The organism is Coralliovum pocilloporae, assembly GCF_030845175.1.
GTDB classification, from domain to species: Bacteria; Pseudomonadota; Alphaproteobacteria; order Rhizobiales; family Cohaesibacteraceae; genus Coralliovum; species Coralliovum pocilloporae.
On sequence record NZ_CP132542.1, the window covers coordinates 137,374 to 154,026 of the forward strand.

Genomic DNA, 16,653 nt, shown 5'->3' on the forward strand with positions numbered 1-16,653 from the left:
GCTTAGCTGAAAAAGGCAGGTTTCAGGGCAAGAAGAGCCACCACAATCAGCAATCCGCCAACGGCAAGCTTCCAGGCGTCCTGCCTGCGCTCAAGACCGGGCCAGCCGAGGGGTTTGATGATCTGAATTGCAGCCATGGCCGCAAGCACCAGCATAACAACCTTGGTCACAAGGCTCTCCGTCTGTTGAAGTGACTTGCGGAGTTATACACGTCCCTGTCGGATTCGTCCGTACGATTTTTCACCCAGGAGATTTCAGAGAACTGACGCCACTACTCCGCAGCTTCCTGAATGAGGTAACCGTCTCGTGTCTGCGGCAGTTTCCGGTTCAGAATCCGACCTGCAATCAGATTACGCAACATCTCGGCAGTTCCCCCGCCAATCGTAAACATCCGGGCATCCCGCACCATACGCTCCATAGGCAGATTGCGGGAATAGCCCATGGCACCGTGCATCTGCAGGGCGTCATTCGTCACCTTGATAGCCATTTCAGACGCCATCAGCTTGGCCTGGGCCGCCAGCATCGGGTCCGGAAACCCTGACGGGTCTTGCTGAGCACTTGCAGCTGCATGCCACAACATCAGACGTGCTGCATCGATCCGGGTTTTCATATCGGCCAGAGACCACTGCAACCCCTGAAATTCACAGATGGGGCGACCGAATTGCTCCCGGTGCTGAGAATAGTCCAGCGCCTGATCAAAAGCGCCCTGCGCAAGACCCAGCGCAACAGTACCCGCACCGACGCGCTGGCCGTTATAGGCCGTCATCAGACCGGCAAATCCATGACGAATACCTTCCGGGGGAAGAATAATCCTGTCCTCTGGCAACCAGAGATCCTGACAATGTATCTCCGTCTCCGGAATACCGCGCAAGCCCATGGCAGGCTCACGACGTCCCACAATGAGGCCCTGATCCTGCCCCCGAACCGCAAGAAAACCGGCAATGCCATAATCCACATTGCCGTCTGACAATCGGGCGAAGATCAAATGCAGACGAGATACTCCACCGCCGGTGATCCAGTGCTTTGTTCCATTCAGAACATAACCATTGCCACGCTTTTCAGCAGTTGTGGTCATATCCGTAGCCGCACTGCCCGCGTCCGGCTCTGTTATGCAGATTGCCGGTTTATCACCTGACAGCACCAGATCAGCAGCTAAGCGTTTCTGCGCTTCAGAGCCATAACGCATAATGGCGCCGATCGCCCCCATATTGGCTTCAACCGCAATTCGTGCCGTAACACCGCAGACGCGCGCCAGCTCTTCAACAACCAAGATAGCATCAAGATAGGAACGCCCCTGCCCGCCATAAGCAGCCGGAACCGTCATTCCCATGAAACCCGCATCCTTCAGGCAGGCCACATTGTCCCACGGGTAGGCCTCTGATGCATCAATCCCGGCAGCCCGGTCAGCAAAGACCTCACGCGCCAGAGATTGCGCCTTGTCTCGAAGCGCACATTGCGCTGGTGTCAGTTCAAACATACTTCCCCCAAAGTGTCGTTTGATCCGGTGTACCGGTGTTAAACAGAATTTCTGCTCCCAAACTCAGCCAAACCTTTGCCATCAAGAGAAACAGCAGGTCAGACAGCGCCAGGAGCACGCGACTGGTCGACTGTAACAAAGAGCGATTATTGAGGAAAATTGATACATATATTTATAATCTTCAGAATTATAAAAGATAAATTCAAACTACCGCCCCATTACCCAATCTGAGAAATCTCTCTGGACGCAAATCTGTAAATTATGCATAGTATCGTAAAATTTGCAGGATAATTCCAGAATGCAGGATTTCAGCGCGGCATTTCTCTTGGCATTTCAGCTCGTCTGGCAGCTTGATTCGACTCTGGTCGAGATTGTCGGCCTGTCCCTGCATGTGAGCCTGTCCGCACTTGTTCTCGCCTGCCTGTTCGGCCTGCCTGCCGGAGCTGTTCTGGCAATTTTCCCCATACCGTTCCGAGGAACCATCATCGTGATGGTCAACGCCCTGATGGGACTGCCGCCGGTGGTCGTTGGCTTGCTGGTCTATCTGGCACTGTCACGGGCGGGGCCGCTGGGTTGGCTGGCGCTGCTTTATTCCCCCACGGCAATGATTATCGCCCAGACCCTTTTGATCACGCCCATTATCGCGGCCCTGTCTCGTCAGGTTCTGGCAGATTTGCACGAAGAATATGACGAACTGCTGCGCTCCATGAATGTCCCGGCCTACAAGGCGATTGGAACATTGATCTGGGACGGGCGCTTCAGCCTTTCAACAGTCGCCCTTGCCGGTTTTGGGCGCGCTATAGCAGAAGTCGGAGCTGTCATGATCGTCGGTGGCAACATCGACCACCTGACCCGGGTCATGACAACGGCAATCGCACTTGAAACATCCAAGGGCGAACTGGCTCTGGCCCTCGCTCTGGGGCTTATCCTTGTGACCCTCGCAATGCTGATCAACGGCCTTGTCTCGGTGCTGAATCAGGTGGGAGCACGCTATGCAAATGCCTGAAGCAAGCGTGAGAACATCTGACACAGGCAGCCTGCTGCCGCTCACGCTGTCCGATATCTGTCTCAGGCTGAACGGAACCGTATTGCTGAAGTCAGTTTCACTCACGCTTGACCAGCCCTGCAAGACGGTCATCCTCGGCGCCAATGGCGCGGGAAAAAGCCTTCTCCTGAGGGTCATGCATGGCTTGATCGCCCCCACATCCGGCACAATCCGGTGGAATGGCCAACAGGCTGATGAGACGATACGCAAACGTCAGGCCATGCTGTTTCAGCGCCCTGTCCTGCTTCGTCGCAGTGTCGCGGCAAACATTGACTATGCGCTGTCTCTGGCAGACAACACAGACCCGCACCGACGCGACCAGCTTCTGGACGATGCGGGGCTTCTGCCCTTTGCAAAACAACCGGCCAGACGCCTCTCAGGCGGCGAACAACAAAGACTGGCACTGGCTCGTGCACTAGCAATCAACCCCGACATCCTGTTTCTTGATGAACCCACATCCAATCTTGATCCTGCATCAACAGCCCGTTTCGAACGCAGTCTCGACAGAACCAACAAAGCCGGAACAACCGTTGTCCTTGTGACACACGACATCAATCAGGCCAAACGCCTCGCCGACCAGATCATCTTCCTGCATCAGGGGGAAATCATCGAGCAGGCACCTGCACAGAGCTTCTTCCGTGCTCCTAAGTCGGATATTGCCCGCCGCTATATCTGCGGTGAACTTTTGACATAACACTTCCGAACCGGAGACACCAATCCATGCATCTCGATCAATCACTCGCAACACTGTGCCGGTCAACGTTTGTCGCCTGTACCATTGCCGCGCTTTTACAGATGCCCCTTCTGCAGGAAGCAGAGGCAGGCGAGATCATTGTGCAGTCGACCACATCGACGGCCAATTCCGGCCTCTATGATCATCTTCTGCCGATCTTTGAAGCCAGGACAGGCATAAAGGTTCGCGTCGTCGCTGTCGGCACCGGTCAGGCCATCAAGAATGCCCGTAATGGCGATGCGGATGTCCTGCTTGTCCATGCCAAAGATGCAGAAGAGCAATTTGTCAAAGATGGCTTCGGAACTGTCCGACATGATCTCATGTATAACGACTTTGTTCTTGTCGGTCCCGCTTCAGATCCCGCAGCTCTGGGTGGATTACCAAACCCGCACAACGCATTGTCAAAAATAGAAAAAACAAAATCAGTCTTCGCTTCCAGAGGCGACAATTCCGGAACACACAAAAAAGAGCTGAAACTGTGGGCCGCAGCGTCCCTTGATCCGTCTGCTGCAAGCGGCACGTGGTACAGGGAAACAGGGTCAGGCATGGGGGCAACGCTGAATGTGGCCATCGGCATGAACGCCTATACGCTGACTGACCGCGCAACCTGGATCAGCTTCGGCAACAAGGCCGACCACAGGATTCTTGTTGAAGGCGACCCGGCCCTGTTCAATCAATATGGCATCATTCTGGTCAGCAAGGACCGTCACAGCCACGTCAACGAGGAGGATGGTACAGCATTCGTCAACTGGATGCTGTCAGAGGAAGGCCAGTCAGCAATCGCAGCCTACAGGCGCGACGGAAAACAGCTTTTCTTCCCGAATGCCAATTAGGCCGTAGCCTGGGGCCCAAATCTGGGCCCCACAGTTGGATCGATGACTCAATTCATCCGTTCCAGTGAACCCGGCCAAAGTCTGACAGGTCATAACCCGTCAGGCTGTCAGCCCGGGCTTTGAACAGATCCGACTGGCAGTAAGACCAGAAGGTCTGGAAAGGCTCTTCAAACCAGTGCCGTCGGCTGATCAGAAGGTCAAACCGCTCTTCAACAATCGGAACGAAAGCCAGCCCCAACTGGTTGGCCACACTTTTGAGCCCGAAGGTCACATCGACCTGCCCTTCCCGCAGGGCCAAGGCAGCATCAAACTCAGTATGTGCGATGATGGATGGTTTTGCTGCGGACTCTTCTATTCCATTGTCTCGCAAGAGATGACTGAGAAGAACCTGCGTGCCTGTCCCGTCCGCGCGTCCAGCGAGCCTAAGTCCGGTGATATCCGACAAAGATCTGATATGGTCTGCTTTGTCTGGATTGATCACAAGGCCGCGGCTGCGTTTGGCCCATTCCACAAGCACCACATCCTGACCGGCAAACCGGGCGCTGACAGATGCTACATTCCATGTCCGAGATACTGCATCAAACAGATGCAGAGCAGTTCCGCTTCCCTGATGCAGCGCAAAGCGCTCAAGTCCGTCTCCACTGCCGCTGAACCCCATAGCCAGGTTCGTACCAGACTCCCTCAGCGCCCACTCGAGCAGCGGGTCATGACTGCCCAGGAGAATCGGCGGCAGGTCTTCTGGAGACCTGCGCGCACTGGAGTGCTTTCCACCGGAGCTGTTCTCCTCAAGCCAGGTCTCCACAGCATCTTTCGGGAAAAGAAGCTTGCCCATGGCCCGTGTACACGGAACCACGCCAGAAGCAGCAAGATCATAGACCTTGCGTTCCTTGATCCTCAGGAACTCAGCCAATTCTTTAGTGGTGAAGAACTCGGACATAAACTCGCTCGGCAAGAATGAACTTTTTGCATGATTATGCAAAACAGTGCAGTTTGCCAAGCCCTTCAGCAGAGTTCGCGGGGATTACCCGTCCGGTTCAGCACCGCCTTCTTCCTTCCGGCGTGCAACAAATGCATCCAGTGCAGTCCGTCTGTCAGCCGCAAGCGCCACAGGTTCAAAGGTATCAAGAATGGAGCGATAGATCTCGTTGGCCCGCTCCGTTGCGGTCTTTTCGCCATTCTCTGACCATTGACCGAAATTGCTCCAATCCGAGAGAACCGGCGTATAGAAGGCCGTGTCATACCGTGCCAGAGTATGATCCTCACCAAAATAGTGGCCACCCGGTTCAACAGACGCAATTGCATCAAAGGCCAGATCTTCATCCGTCACCTTCTGAGGCTGAAACAGTTCCGCCATCTGCTGCAGCATTTCAACGTCAACAATCAGCTTCTCGAATGAAGCCGTGAGGCCTCCCTCAAGCCAGCCAGCCGCATGAAGCAACAGATTGGCACCACCGAGCATCGCTCCCCAGAGCGCCATTTGCGTCTCATAAGCCGCCTGGGCATCCACACAATTGGACGTACAGGACCCTGAAGACCGCCATGGAACACCGACCTTCCGCGCAAGCTGACCACTCCCCATAGCCGCTCTCACATATTCAGGCGTACCGAATGCCGGTGCGCCCGACCGCATGTCCACATTAGAGGTAAACGCCCCATAGACCACAGGCGCACCCGGCCTTACCAGCTGATGAATGGTGAGCGCGGCCAGAAACTCCGCATGTTGCTGCGACAGAGCGCCTGGAATTGTTACGGGAGCCATCGCTCCAGACAGCGTGAACGGGGTGATGACCATCATCTGCCCCCATTCGGCAAAGTCGATGAGCCCCTGCACCATCAGTGAATCCAGAACACGCGGCGAATTCGTGTTGATCACACCCCAGATATAAACCTTCTCGCGGAATTCCTCTTCAGACAGTCCGCGGGCAATCCGCACCATTTCAAAACCATCCATGACCTGACCATGCCCGCGACAGAAAACCCAGGGCAACTTGTCTGACAGGGTCAATTGGGCATGCATGGTCTCCAGATGCCTGAACCGGATCGGAACATCCTGAGGCTCTGTCATCGCACTCTGTACGTGCAGCACATCAAAATGCTGCACCAGCTTGACGAAATTCGTGTAATCCTCAAGCGTTCCCGGCCGCTTGCCACCCTCAAGGTCTGAAGCATAAGGGGCTCCACCAACAGGAGCAAAAACCGCAGATCGCCCTCCAAAACGCACCGGTTCATGCTCTTCAGTCGTATATGCGTCAAATTCTGAAGGTGCCGAGGCCATTGCCTGCTCGACGAGCTCTCTGGGAAACCGCACCAGATGGTCATCAGCATCAACGGAAGCGCCATGCTCCACCAGCATGGCACGGGCCTTGTCATGTAGAATCCTGATACCCGTTTCCTGCAGAATCCTCAGCGCATTGGCATGGATCGCATCGATATCAGTGTCAGAATAGAACGGCACTGGTGAAAAGCAGTTCATCAGCGTTGTGCGCGGCTCTGATGCAGAGGCTTCAGAATCCTCACGCGCTCTGCGTCTTCTTCCGCGACGTCCATGCTGCACAGCTTCCATAGCACCCTCCCGCAATGACGAAACCTGTGGCGATGAAATCACGATAAGTCAGGTGCGGCAAAAAATCTAGACACTTATGTACAGAGATTTTAGATGTGATGTCACAGAGCCATATCAGGAACGCCATTGCCTCACCGCTCATCGCTGGATAAACAGGAGCCATGACCGTTTACGTTGACAGAGCCCGGCACCCCTTCAAGGGCATGATTATGTGCCACATGCTGGCTGACACAGAAGAAGAGCTGCATCAGATGGCCAGACGTCTGGGCATGAAACGGGAATGGTTCCAACCGAAAAGCTCACCACACTACGATATTGATGAAAATCGCCGGGCAAAAGCCCTTGAGATGGGCGCACAGGAAATCAGCCGTCGCGATCTTGTCGACCTGATACGCCGGATCAGGCGGGAGCCCCGAACGTTCTGGCTACCCGGCCACGAGCTCAAGTGACGGCCTGTCCATAACCACACGATTGCGGCCGTTCTGCTTGGCGCGATACATGTTTCTGTCCGCCTCATTGATCACGTCATGGACGGTCAGGGCATGATCTGTCCGGGCAGCGCCAATACTGATTGTCAGGGATTTTGCGTCGCCGTTATCAAGAGCAAATTCGCACTGTTCCACATGACCTCTGCACGATTCCGCCAGCTCTGATGCAGAACGCCCCTCCTTGTGAGGGATAAAGATGACAAACTCCTCGCCGCCCAGGCGACCGAATAGACAATCTTCATCCAGAAGACTTCTGACAGCTTCAACAAGCGCTTTCAGAGCCCGGTCTCCGACAGGATGACCAAAAGTGTCATTGATGGCCTTGAACCGGTCCGCGTCCAGAACCAGCAATGTTCCATGACGCCCCTCATCAAACCGGTTGGTCAAGGCAACCAGAAAGTATTCCCGGTTCATAATGCCTGTCAGCGCATCAAGCTTGGCTCTTGTAGAAAGCTCACCATACATATCGCGAAGTTTCTGATGGGCAAGCGCCAGCTCCTGCAATGCATCATTGGCACGATTGCGCTGAAACTCGACAAAATAACTGACGGGAAACGCAACAAAGAGAGGGACAAAAATAGCCACAATGAACGCGACCCGGTTCATACTGCCGTGAACCAGATACATCAGGATTGTTGTAATCCCCAGTGATACCCCGACGGACAGAACTGTTACGAGAACAGCACGGGCAAAAACGCGTTTCATCAGCAACTATCCAATAACCTAGGCTGAAGCCTACACGCCACAACTGAACAGAATGATAAAACGACACTGACAGTTTTAGCAATGCTGAGCGAAAGGCAAACAGCAAGAACTCTTACTGAGTACGCAAAATAAACACCGGGAGTCTACTGACCGCAGATGGACATGGCACACAAAAGCGTGCGTTTGTGTGATGACTCAAGGCTCCAGAGCATCCAGTCTCAGTTATTCAGGTCAGGCAAGAGGCGTTGGTGGCGGCGCATGGCACTGAGGACATCTCCGAATGTGTGGAGACCATGACTCTCCAGAACCGGGATGAGTTTCAACAGAACCGCCGCTGTGGCCTGGGCATCCCCCAATGCCGTGTGCCTCACCTCATCAGGGAGACTGACCCCAAGGCGTTCAGCCAAAGCATCCAGCGTATGTTCTTCAAGCTCTCCATAGACCGCCGCTGACAGAAGCACCGTATCCATGATCGGATGATCAAACCGGATTCCCAGGCGCTCACCATAACGCCGCAGAAAAGCGATATCGAACGGCGCATTATGGGCGACGAGAACAGCATCACTTGCGAACCGCGAAAAGATCGGGATAACCTCGTCAATGGGAGGTGCACCACGAACCATCTCATCAGTAATACCGTGAATTCTGGTTGAGGCTGGCGGAATGGGACGTCCCGGATTGACCAGCATATCGCAAACCTCGCCATCAACCAGACGACCGTTGACCACACGCAAGGCTCCCATCTGCACCAGGTCATCCTTTTCTGTATCAAGGCCGGTGGTTTCGGTATCGAACACCACAAATGTCAGATCTTTCAGAGGCGTCTCATAAACCGTGGATGATACGCGGCGATCAAACAGTGAGAAATCAAACGTGACCGGTCTGCCCGAATAACTGACATGCTCAACATCGATCGCAAGAAGATACCCTTCCCCCTCACCCAGCATACGCATGGTCGCAGGATAGTTCTCCGAATGATCCGCAGACAGCAGTGATATGGACTGAGGTGTGGTCTGACTGCGTTCAACAAGCCTCTGATACGTCTCTGTCAGAATAGTCTTGTCAAACCAGTCAAAGGCCGTTCGCCCGAGCCCGATCGGATCACGATCTCCGAGTAATGCAGAGAACTGACCATCATACAGCGTCACATGATGGGTCGGGCTCATAACAGCAACCGCTAAGGGAATATCAGACAGGATCGCTGCCAGCCTGGATTTCTCCGCTTCCAGTTGCGCAGTTTTTCGGGCGATTTCCTCTGCAGCAGTATATTTGGCAGCACCCAGCATTTCGGTCATGCTGGCAGCAGCCGGCGCAAGGTCTCCCAGATAACGCGCGGCATCCGTGCGCAGTTCAGCCCCGACATCCGCATGAGCACGTGTGCGCAGATCCACAGCCAGTGTTTCAACGGCCTTGGCCACATGCTCGTCAAACAGCCGCCAGACAAACACCGTAAGACCGAAGATGCCAAAGCCTGCAAACAGGCTGCTCTGGATCAAGGCTGCACCGACCAGTTCACTGCCCTGGCGATGTGCAATGAACCAGGAAGCGGCCCCCAGAATCGTCAGCGCGCCAATACCAAGAAACAGGAAAAACAGTAAGACACGCAGACGAAGGCTTAGATGATCAAGCACCTCATATCCTCCCCCCACATGCAACAGCCGTCACGGGTTCATCCAGGCCTGTTTCATACCAGACCGCCCCGACCAGTGCCCCGTCTGCACCAAACTCAACTCCGTCGACCAGATCAGCACGCTTGCCGTCATTGCAGTCAAAAACCGCCCGCAGACGACGGGGTGGTGCCCAGCGTCCCATGACAAGCAGGTCAACAATACGCTGCCCGGGCAAGGCCTCATTGGTTCGGACCGAAGCTGTATCCACGGCAATAAAGCGGCTGACAAACGGAATGACATAGCTCCAGGGGCGCCAGATCGCGCGATCTTCCACAGTTCTGGCTACAACGACCCCTTCAGGCAGGCTTGCCGATGTCCGGCTGTACCAGCCATATTCATTGGCAACCGTTACCCCGATCATGGCAAGCCCGGCAGCGACAGGCACAAGCCAGCGCGGCAGCCTGCCGCCGGACAGGTTGCGGAGCAGCATCAGAATACCAGCGCCAGCCAGACCACCAGCAAAAGCGGCAATCAACTCAAAGAACATTTCCGGCTCCTTCTGCTCCACATCAACTGATGCGAAGTCTTACACCTATCCCAACAGCCCGCGTCCGCCACCAGCGGCGGATTGCATCGTACGCACGACAACAAAGGCATCACGCAGGTGACTGCGTTCAAACTCGGACAAAACCGTCGGGCTCATGAAGTTGTCCGGCGTCTTGCCAGACCGGATCAGCCGCGCCTGATGGCTCAGGCGGGTTTCAGCAATCAGATCATACGCATCAATCAGGTCTTGGCCGCCACTTGTGCTGATAATCCCCTTGGCCTGAGCCGCAACAAGCCGCGCACGGGTGTTCACAGCGGTGATCTCACCTTTCAGAGCCGAGACACGACCAAGGTCCACAACCGGCACCACCCCGTTATGCTTCAGATCGATCTGGTTCTTGTGCTCGCCAGAGCGCAAAGTCGCAAACCCGCGCAAAAGACCAAGTGGCGGCGCATGCTTGATTGAGTTGGAAACCATATGCGCCACAAAGATGCTGTTCCGGGATGCAAATTTCAGGGTCTCCGCCTGAACCTTATCGAACAGCCTCTCATCACCTCCAATCGGCCTCAGATCGAACATCACAGAGGCCAGCATCTGCGCCATCGGATCCGGCGTGTTGATCCAGCCCTTGAAATAACTGCGCCACACCGAAATCGTCTGACGCCATTTCGGGTTGGTCGCCATCATGTCACCAGGACAATAGACATACCCGCAGGCATCAAGACCATCGCAGACAAATTCGGCCAGAGCCTTGAAATAGGCGTCATCGTCCTCTGTGGCAGCATCATCCAGCATCAGGCAATTGTCCTGATCGGAAACGCCTGCCTGCTCCTGCCGCCCCTGCGAGCCGCAGGCAAGCCAGAGATAAGGCACAGGCGGTGGTCCGAGTTTCTCTTCAGCCATGGCCAGAAGCCGCCGCGTGGTGCTGTCAGCTATATCGGTTATCAGCCGGGTGACCACTTCATGGCGGTTTCCAGCACCCACAAGATGCACCAGCAATTGCGGGATGCGAGCCGTAGTCGCAGCCATTTGCTCGATCGTCTGAGCCTGGGCGATGTCCCTGACCAGAAGAGCAGAATTCTCGGCCTGAACACGGGTCAGATTGGTCTGGGTGACAATTCCCACCACCTGATCACCATTCGCAATCGGAACATGCCCGATCCCGCGCTCCATCATCAGATGCAGAACATCTGAGCCGATTGCAGTCGGTGGCAGAGTATAAGGGTCGGGCGACATCACATCAGCAACTCTGGTGTCGTGCCCCAGACCAGCAGCAACAACCCTGTTGGTGATATCCCGCAAGGTCAACAGACCGACAAGCCGCCCCTCTTCAGTCACCACCAGCGACGATATTCGATGATCGCGCAAGATCCTGGCAGCTTCACCCACACTCGCCTCCGGCGAGCAGCCAATCGGTGACGATGCCATAAGCTGTTCCACTCGCATATTGGCAAGGGTATTCTGTCGCGGTGTCGGAAGGCTGGATCGATTGCGCGTGAAAAACAGATTGAAAGGCGGATGCCCTTCCATCAGGGCCTGAAAGTCAAAGGCAGGCAGAAGCAGAACCGTCACGTCATCAAGAGCGCGCGCTGATGTGACTGCATATCCCTCGCGCAGCAGGCCGCGCTCGCCAAATGTATTCTTGGCTCTCAGAGAGGAGACGATTTCACCGTCGGGTCCCTCAACCTGAACCTGACCGTCATAAATCACATAGAGCCCGTCAAGCCTGGCCCCGAGCTGATAGATAATTTCGCCTTTGGGAATTGTCAGAGATCGGAAGCACCCCGCGACCTGAGTCAATTCATCAGTCGCGAATGTATCATAGGGGTGGATTGCCGACAGGAAATCCCGGATCACTGATGCACTGACAGACAAATCAGATCTCCTTCAAACAGATAGGCTCACCGTAACAGTTATCGGCGAGCACTTAGGGTCAGGACCCAAAACGAGTATGAGAGCGGAGAGAAACTCCCCGCTCCCGAATAGCTTAGTGATCCGTAGCTGCACCGGCGCCACGCGGGACGCGGACACTGCGAACAAGCTCTTTGATTTCCTGCGGAGTATCTTCCGTCGCATTGGACACCATGAAGGCCACTGCGAAGTTCAGAAGAGCGCCGATGGAACCAATCGCCGTTGACTGGATACCCAGCAGGGAGCCGGAAATCGTGTCAGCAAACTGGTTGGTGCCTGGAATGAAGAACCAGCCTTTGTGCATGAAGATGTAGATCAGCGTGAACAGCAGACCTGTCAGCATCCCCGCAACCGCACCACGGTTGTTCACCCGCATGGAGAAGATACCCATCATCAGCGCCGGGAAGATCGATGCCGCAGCAAGACCGAAGGCCAGAGCCACCGTCTGAGCCGCAAAGCCCGGAGGATTGAGCCCCAGATAGGTCGCCACACCAATGGCAACCGCCATTGATACACGAGCCGCCATCAACTCGCCCCGCTCACTGATATTCGGGTTGATCTGCCCCTTGATCAAATCGTGGCTCACCGCCGACGAAATCGCCAGAAGCAGACCCGCAGCCGTAGACAGGGCCGCAGCCAGACCACCGGCAGCCACCAGAGCAATCACCCAGCCAGGAAGCCGTGCAATCTCAGGATTGGCCAGAACAAGGATGTCGCGGTTCACCGTCAATTCAGAACCCTGCCAGCCACGCGCTTCAGCGGTTGCTGCAAAGGCCTCAGACTTGTCGTTGTACCACTGGATACGACCGTCATTGTTCTTGTCTTCGAACTTCAGAAGGCCTGTAACTTCCCAGTTCTTCATCCAGTCCGGACGTGCCTGATATTCAATCGGCTGCTCGGAAACACCATTCGGGAACACCGTATCGATCAGGTTCAGACGCGCCATGGCACCAACAGCCGGAGCTGTCAGGTAAAGAAGCGCAATGAACACCAGCGCCCAGCCCGCAGACCAGCGCGCATCAGCCACTTTCGGAACCGTGAAGAAGCGGATGATCACGTGCGGCAGACCAGCTGTACCGATCATCAGCGAGAAGGTGAACAGAACCATGTTGATCACCTGGGATGGCGTGCCATCCTGGAAGGTGTACTCACGGAAACCGAGATCGGTCACCACCTGATCAAGCCGTGTCAGCAGCGCAACACCGGATTCAGCATGCTCACCGAACAGGCCAAGCGGCGGCAACGGGTTACCCGTCAGCTGCAGTGAGATGAAGATCGCCGGGATTGTGTAGGCGGTGATCAGCACGCAATACTGAGCCACCTGCGTGTAGGTCACGCCCTTCATGCCGCCAAGAACCGCATAGAAGAACACAACAGCCGCACCGATCAGAAGACCAGCGGTGTTGGAGACTTCCAGGAAGCGGGAGAACGCCACACCAACGCCGGTCATCTGACCGATAACATAGGTCACAGACGCAACGATCAGGCAGAGCACCGCAACGATACGGGCTGTCGGGCTGTAAAACCGATCGCCGATAAACTCGGGAACCGTAAACTTGCCGAACTTGCGGAGATAAGGCGCAAGCAGCAGAGCCAGAAGCACGTAGCCACCGGTCCAGCCCATCAGGAACGAACTGTTCTGGTAACCGCCAAAGGCAATCAGGCCGGCCATGGAGATGAAGGAGGCCGCTGACATCCAGTCAGCTGCTGTCGCCATACCATTGGTGACCGGATGAACGCCCCGGCCCGCCGCATAAAACTCGGATGTGGACCCGGCACGGGCCCAGATCGCGATGCCGATATAGAGCGCAAATGTACCGCCCACAAACAGCAGATTGAGAGTATATTGATCCATGGCCCCTATTCCTCATCCACGCCGTGTTCACGGTCGAGCTTGTTCATGCGCCATGCATAGAAAAAGATCAGCGCCAGGAACACGAGGATTGATCCCTGCTGCGCGAACCAGAAACCAAGATCTGTTCCGCCTACCGTGATGCCGGAAAGCAGTGGACGCAGCAGAATGCCGAACCCAAAGGACACCACACCCCAGATGACAAGGCTGACCACAATGATGCGCAGGTTTGCGGACCAGTAGGCCTTGTCGGATTCACTCGACTGAGAGTTTTGATCTGTCTGATCAGACATTAGAACTCCTCCGTTACAATGATCGACGATTCATATCGCCGAATGCGTCTGCCCCCTCTCCCCTTTGAAAGGACCAGCACCCCCAGGCATGGCATCAGGTGTTCTCGCTAACCGGCAAACATCTGATCTGAAGCCCATAACTGTTTCTGGGACCGCTTCTGGCCGCCTCCGCCCGCTTCCGGCGGAAACGGCGAGAAAGGTTGTGAACGCTTCTTTAACGAAGTCAGTAACTTGTCAATTCCAGCCCCTTGCTACTTATTTCCAATAAGGATTCCGGAAAGCGCAGTTTTCTGCCAATTCACAAAAGCGGTCTTCGACCATTGGACGAGCCCCAAAACAGTTGTTATCCCGAGACAACGAGGTCATCAGGTAACCTGTTCCACGCCGCAATCAGAGATCCAACAAGGCGAACGAAGGCTGCAGGCAGCCAGGCAGACATACGCGCTCAGCCTGTAGTTCGCCCCTCACGGTACACCTTGGGGAAAACTGACAAGACCTGCAAAAAGCCCTTGATTCAGGCCCTTCCCGCCTATAAACACGTCTGCGGAGAGGTGGCCGAGTGGTCGAAGGCGCTCCCCTGCTAAGGGAGTAGGCGGGAAACCGTCTCGAGGGTTCGAATCCCTTCTTCTCCGCCATTTCATTTTTTTCCCTTCTAATTCCCTCTAATACCTTGAACGGCAAGATAGTTTTTGGGGTTCGAAGTCTTTTTTCGGCAATATGTAGGACGCTCCGAAAACACCATTCTGAGCACCATTTTTCTGTACATCAAATCACCGAAAATGTAGATATTACAAGGGTTTGCTAAAAACATTGTAGCGAGTTCGAACAGTTCATCAAACGATCCTGTTTTTGACGGCTTTTCTTCCATTTTTTCTGCTAAGATCAGCTTTTCACGTTCCAACTCATCAAGCTTCTTTGCGCAAGCTGAAACGACACGATCCGATGACGCATCGACCAAACGCTCAACCAAAGCATCGATTTTCTTATCGATCTCTTTTATCTGCGATTTGAAATCGAGCATCACAGCGGCCAATTGGTCTGACTGTTGTTTCCAGGCATGTTTGAACATGATGGTGGCAATAGCAATGAAGTCATTGCCCGGTTGCAGCGCTCTGAGAACGTCATCGAACTCGCCTTCCAGCTGATCGCGCCGGATTGATTTGCGGTAGCTTTCACAGCCTTTGGTGAAGCACATATAGTAAAGATGCTTCTTGCCTGCCTTACTCTTCGACCAGTTCCCTGTCAGCGGATTGCCGCAATCAGCGCAGGTCGCAAACCCGCACAAGGGAAAATCAGCACTGATATCTTTACGGGCCGGAGCACGTGCCCCTTCTATAGTTCGGCTTTGTATCTTCTCGAAATCCGCAAACGAGATCGGCCCTTCATAATGGCCTTTGCGTTAGGAAATCCCCCAATCGGGAATTTCGATATATCCGGCATAATGAACACGGTGGAACAGACGAATGACTTCTTCATAGCGCACTTCCTCGGTGCGGCGATCCTTTGGAAAGTCCGACTAGCTTTCCAGATATCGTTTTACTTCGCTTTGGGTTTCAAAGCGCCCCGAGGCAAAGCCCTGTAAGGCTTCCTGAATAATGGAGACCATCGGTTCATCGCGCACCATGACCCGGCCCTCATGCCCCGCCACCTTGACGTATTTATGACCGGGCGGCGCATGCCCCCCCAATAGTCATTACGTGCCCGCCCTTCCATTCTGCTGCGGGTCTGCTTGGCATTATCAAGTCGTTGATGCTCGGCAAAGACAGCTTGAATATTACCCATCATGATCCTGAGGGTGTTTTCTCTCAATACTGTTGCATACGCATGCGGTGGCTGATCTATTCAGTGCGTTAGAACCTGTTCTAGGAAATTCCGTGTCCGTTCACTTTTGGGACTGTCAAAGAAGCTTTCCGGATCATCTTCTTCTATGATCTCACCGGTATCCATGAAGATCACCCGATCCGCCACTTTACGGGCAAACCCCATCTCATGGGTTACGCAAATCATTGTCATGCCTTCTTCAGCAAGCGTCACCATCACGTCCAGAACCTCACCGATCATCTCAGGATCAAGGGCCGAGGTCGGCTCGTCGAACAGCAGAATATCGGGCTTCATGCACAACGCCCGTGCGATGGCAACACGCTGTTGCTGACCGCCCGAAAGCTGACCGGGGTATTTCGATGCCTGATTGGCGATCTGCACCTTTTCCAGATACGTCATCGCGGTCTCTTCCGCTTCAGCCTGAGAGATTTTGCGCGCCAGCATCGGGGCCAGTGTGCAGTTCTCAAGGATCGTCATATGGGGAAATAGATTGAAGTGCTGAAACACCATGCCAACATCCTGCCGCAGCTTGTCGATATTTGGATCGTCTGCGCTGATGGCGTGGCCATTGATCTCAATCAGGCCGGACTGATGTTCCTCGAGCTGGTTGATCGTGCGGATCATGGTCGATTTGCCGGAGCCTGAAGGACCGCAGACAACGATCTTTTCACCCTTGCTTACGGTTAGATTGACGTTCTTGAGAGCGTGAAAACTGCCGTAGTACTTTTCGACATGGCTGAGTCTGACGGCCGGAACTTCGGACATGGGCGATCTC

16 protein-coding genes and 1 tRNA gene are annotated in these 16,653 nt (G+C 54.7%); 5 read left to right on the plus strand and 12 right to left on the minus strand.

Annotated features, from left to right (window positions below; genetic code table 11):
• Positions 1–2 precede the first annotated feature (2 nt).
• Positions 3–170, minus strand: coding sequence for a hypothetical protein (locus RA157_RS00630; protein WP_350334556.1), 168 nt, complete (start codon positions 168–170; stop codon positions 3–5).
• 101 nt (positions 171–271) lie between these two features.
• Complete coding sequence (gene acdA, locus RA157_RS00635) at positions 272–1,477, minus strand: 3-sulfinopropanoyl-CoA desulfinase (RefSeq protein WP_350334557.1); 1,206 nt, start codon at positions 1,475–1,477, stop codon at positions 272–274.
• 298 nt (positions 1,478–1,775) lie between these two features.
• Here acdA and RA157_RS00640 point away from each other — a divergent pair, with 298 nt between their 5' ends.
• From RA157_RS00640 to RA157_RS00650, 3 genes are read left to right on the plus strand one after another with little or no spacing between them, the layout of a single operon-like run.
• Positions 1,776–2,483 (plus strand): ABC transporter permease, encoded by a 708-nt coding sequence (locus RA157_RS00640; protein WP_350334558.1) that lies wholly within the window; start codon positions 1,776–1,778, stop codon positions 2,481–2,483.
• Positions 2,470–3,216: an ATP-binding cassette domain-containing protein gene (locus RA157_RS00645; protein WP_350334559.1), complete on the plus strand. Its 747-nt coding sequence runs from the start codon at positions 2,470–2,472 to the stop codon at positions 3,214–3,216. Before RA157_RS00640 ends, RA157_RS00645 begins: the two co-directional genes overlap by 14 nt.
• A gap of 26 nt (positions 3,217–3,242) precedes the next feature.
• Positions 3,243–4,088 (plus strand): ABC transporter substrate-binding protein, encoded by an 846-nt coding sequence (locus tag RA157_RS00650; RefSeq protein ID WP_350334560.1) that lies wholly within the window; start codon positions 3,243–3,245, stop codon positions 4,086–4,088.
• Positions 4,089–4,140: 52 nt separating this feature from the next.
• Here the strand turns inward: RA157_RS00650 and RA157_RS00655 are convergent, their stop codons facing one another.
• Positions 4,141–5,025 (minus strand): substrate-binding domain-containing protein, encoded by an 885-nt coding sequence (locus RA157_RS00655; RefSeq protein ID WP_350334561.1) that lies wholly within the window; start codon positions 5,023–5,025, stop codon positions 4,141–4,143.
• 84 nt (positions 5,026–5,109) lie between these two features.
• The gene (locus RA157_RS00660; RefSeq protein WP_350334562.1) at positions 5,110–6,651 is read right to left on the minus strand and encodes a trimethylamine methyltransferase family protein; all 1,542 of its coding nucleotides are present in this window, start codon (positions 6,649–6,651) and stop codon (positions 5,110–5,112) included.
• A 161-nt stretch (positions 6,652–6,812) separates the two neighbouring features.
• Between RA157_RS00660 and RA157_RS00665 the strand changes: the two genes are divergently transcribed.
• Positions 6,813–7,100: a DUF4031 domain-containing protein gene (locus RA157_RS00665; RefSeq protein WP_350334563.1), complete on the plus strand. Its 288-nt coding sequence runs from the start codon at positions 6,813–6,815 to the stop codon at positions 7,098–7,100.
• On the opposite strand, the gene RA157_RS00670 is transcribed toward RA157_RS00665, so the two are convergent.
• From RA157_RS00670 to RA157_RS00695, 6 genes are all read right to left on the minus strand, one after another.
• Entirely contained in the window at positions 7,077–7,844 is a 768-nt protein-coding gene (locus RA157_RS00670; protein WP_350334564.1) for a GGDEF domain-containing protein, read from the minus strand. The genes RA157_RS00665 and RA157_RS00670 overlap by 24 nt on opposite strands.
• A 218-nt stretch (positions 7,845–8,062) precedes the next feature.
• Positions 8,063–9,475, minus strand: a complete 1,413-nt coding sequence (locus tag RA157_RS00675; protein ID WP_350334565.1) for a 3'-5' exonuclease — start codon at positions 9,473–9,475, stop codon at positions 8,063–8,065.
• 1 nt (position 9,476) lies between these two features.
• Positions 9,477–10,001 (minus strand): hypothetical protein, encoded by a 525-nt coding sequence (locus RA157_RS00680; RefSeq protein WP_350334566.1) that lies wholly within the window; start codon positions 9,999–10,001, stop codon positions 9,477–9,479.
• A 45-nt stretch (positions 10,002–10,046) separates the two neighbouring features.
• Positions 10,047–11,876, minus strand: a complete 1,830-nt coding sequence (locus RA157_RS00685) for a DUF294 nucleotidyltransferase-like domain-containing protein (protein ID WP_350334567.1) — start codon at positions 11,874–11,876, stop codon at positions 10,047–10,049.
• A 112-nt stretch (positions 11,877–11,988) separates the two neighbouring features.
• On the minus strand, positions 11,989–13,767 hold the full coding sequence (locus RA157_RS00690) for a sodium:solute symporter family protein (protein ID WP_350334568.1): 1,779 nt from the start codon (positions 13,765–13,767) through the stop codon (positions 11,989–11,991).
• Positions 13,768–13,772: 5 nt separating this feature from the next.
• Positions 13,773–14,057, minus strand: a complete 285-nt coding sequence (locus RA157_RS00695; RefSeq protein ID WP_350334569.1) for a DUF4212 domain-containing protein — start codon at positions 14,055–14,057, stop codon at positions 13,773–13,775.
• Positions 14,058–14,602: 545 nt separating this feature from the next.
• Here RA157_RS00695 and RA157_RS00700 point away from each other — a divergent pair.
• Positions 14,603–14,692 (plus strand) — tRNA-Ser (locus RA157_RS00700).
• A 17-nt stretch (positions 14,693–14,709) separates the two neighbouring features.
• Here the strand turns inward: RA157_RS00700 and RA157_RS00705 are convergent.
• Positions 14,710–15,342, minus strand: a complete 633-nt coding sequence (locus RA157_RS00705) for a recombinase zinc ribbon domain-containing protein (RefSeq protein WP_350334570.1) — start codon at positions 15,340–15,342, stop codon at positions 14,710–14,712.
• Between the two features lie 557 nt (positions 15,343–15,899).
• Positions 15,900–16,643, minus strand: coding sequence for an amino acid ABC transporter ATP-binding protein (locus RA157_RS00710; RefSeq protein ID WP_350334571.1), 744 nt, complete (start codon positions 16,641–16,643; stop codon positions 15,900–15,902).
• Positions 16,644–16,653 lie beyond the last annotated feature (10 nt).

What these genes read in the sequence shown, in the direction of transcription:
- acdA (WP_350334557.1), bottom strand. Translation starts at nt 1,477, where the DNA reads ATGTTTGAACTGACACCAGCGCAATGTGCGCTTCGAGACAAGGCGCAA.
- RA157_RS00640 (WP_350334558.1), top strand. Translation starts at nt 1,776, where the DNA reads ATGCAGGATTTCAGCGCGGCATTTCTCTTGGCATTTCAGCTCGTCTGG.
- RA157_RS00645 (WP_350334559.1), top strand. Translation starts at nt 2,470, where the DNA reads ATGCAAATGCCTGAAGCAAGCGTGAGAACATCTGACACAGGCAGCCTG.
- RA157_RS00650 (WP_350334560.1), top strand. Translation starts at nt 3,243, where the DNA reads ATGCATCTCGATCAATCACTCGCAACACTGTGCCGGTCAACGTTTGTC.
- RA157_RS00655 (WP_350334561.1), bottom strand. Translation starts at nt 5,025, where the DNA reads ATGTCCGAGTTCTTCACCACTAAAGAATTGGCTGAGTTCCTGAGGATC.
- RA157_RS00660 (WP_350334562.1), bottom strand. Translation starts at nt 6,651, where the DNA reads ATGGAAGCTGTGCAGCATGGACGTCGCGGAAGAAGACGCAGAGCGCGT.
- RA157_RS00665 (WP_350334563.1), top strand. Translation starts at nt 6,813, where the DNA reads ATGACCGTTTACGTTGACAGAGCCCGGCACCCCTTCAAGGGCATGATT.
- RA157_RS00670 (WP_350334564.1), bottom strand. Translation starts at nt 7,844, where the DNA reads ATGAAACGCGTTTTTGCCCGTGCTGTTCTCGTAACAGTTCTGTCCGTC.
- RA157_RS00680 (WP_350334566.1), bottom strand. Translation starts at nt 10,001, where the DNA reads ATGTTCTTTGAGTTGATTGCCGCTTTTGCTGGTGGTCTGGCTGGCGCT.
- RA157_RS00690 (WP_350334568.1), bottom strand. Translation starts at nt 13,767, where the DNA reads ATGGATCAATATACTCTCAATCTGCTGTTTGTGGGCGGTACATTTGCG.
- RA157_RS00695 (WP_350334569.1), bottom strand. Translation starts at nt 14,057, where the DNA reads ATGTCTGATCAGACAGATCAAAACTCTCAGTCGAGTGAATCCGACAAG.
- RA157_RS00710 (WP_350334571.1), bottom strand. Translation starts at nt 16,643, where the DNA reads ATGTCCGAAGTTCCGGCCGTCAGACTCAGCCATGTCGAAAAGTACTAC.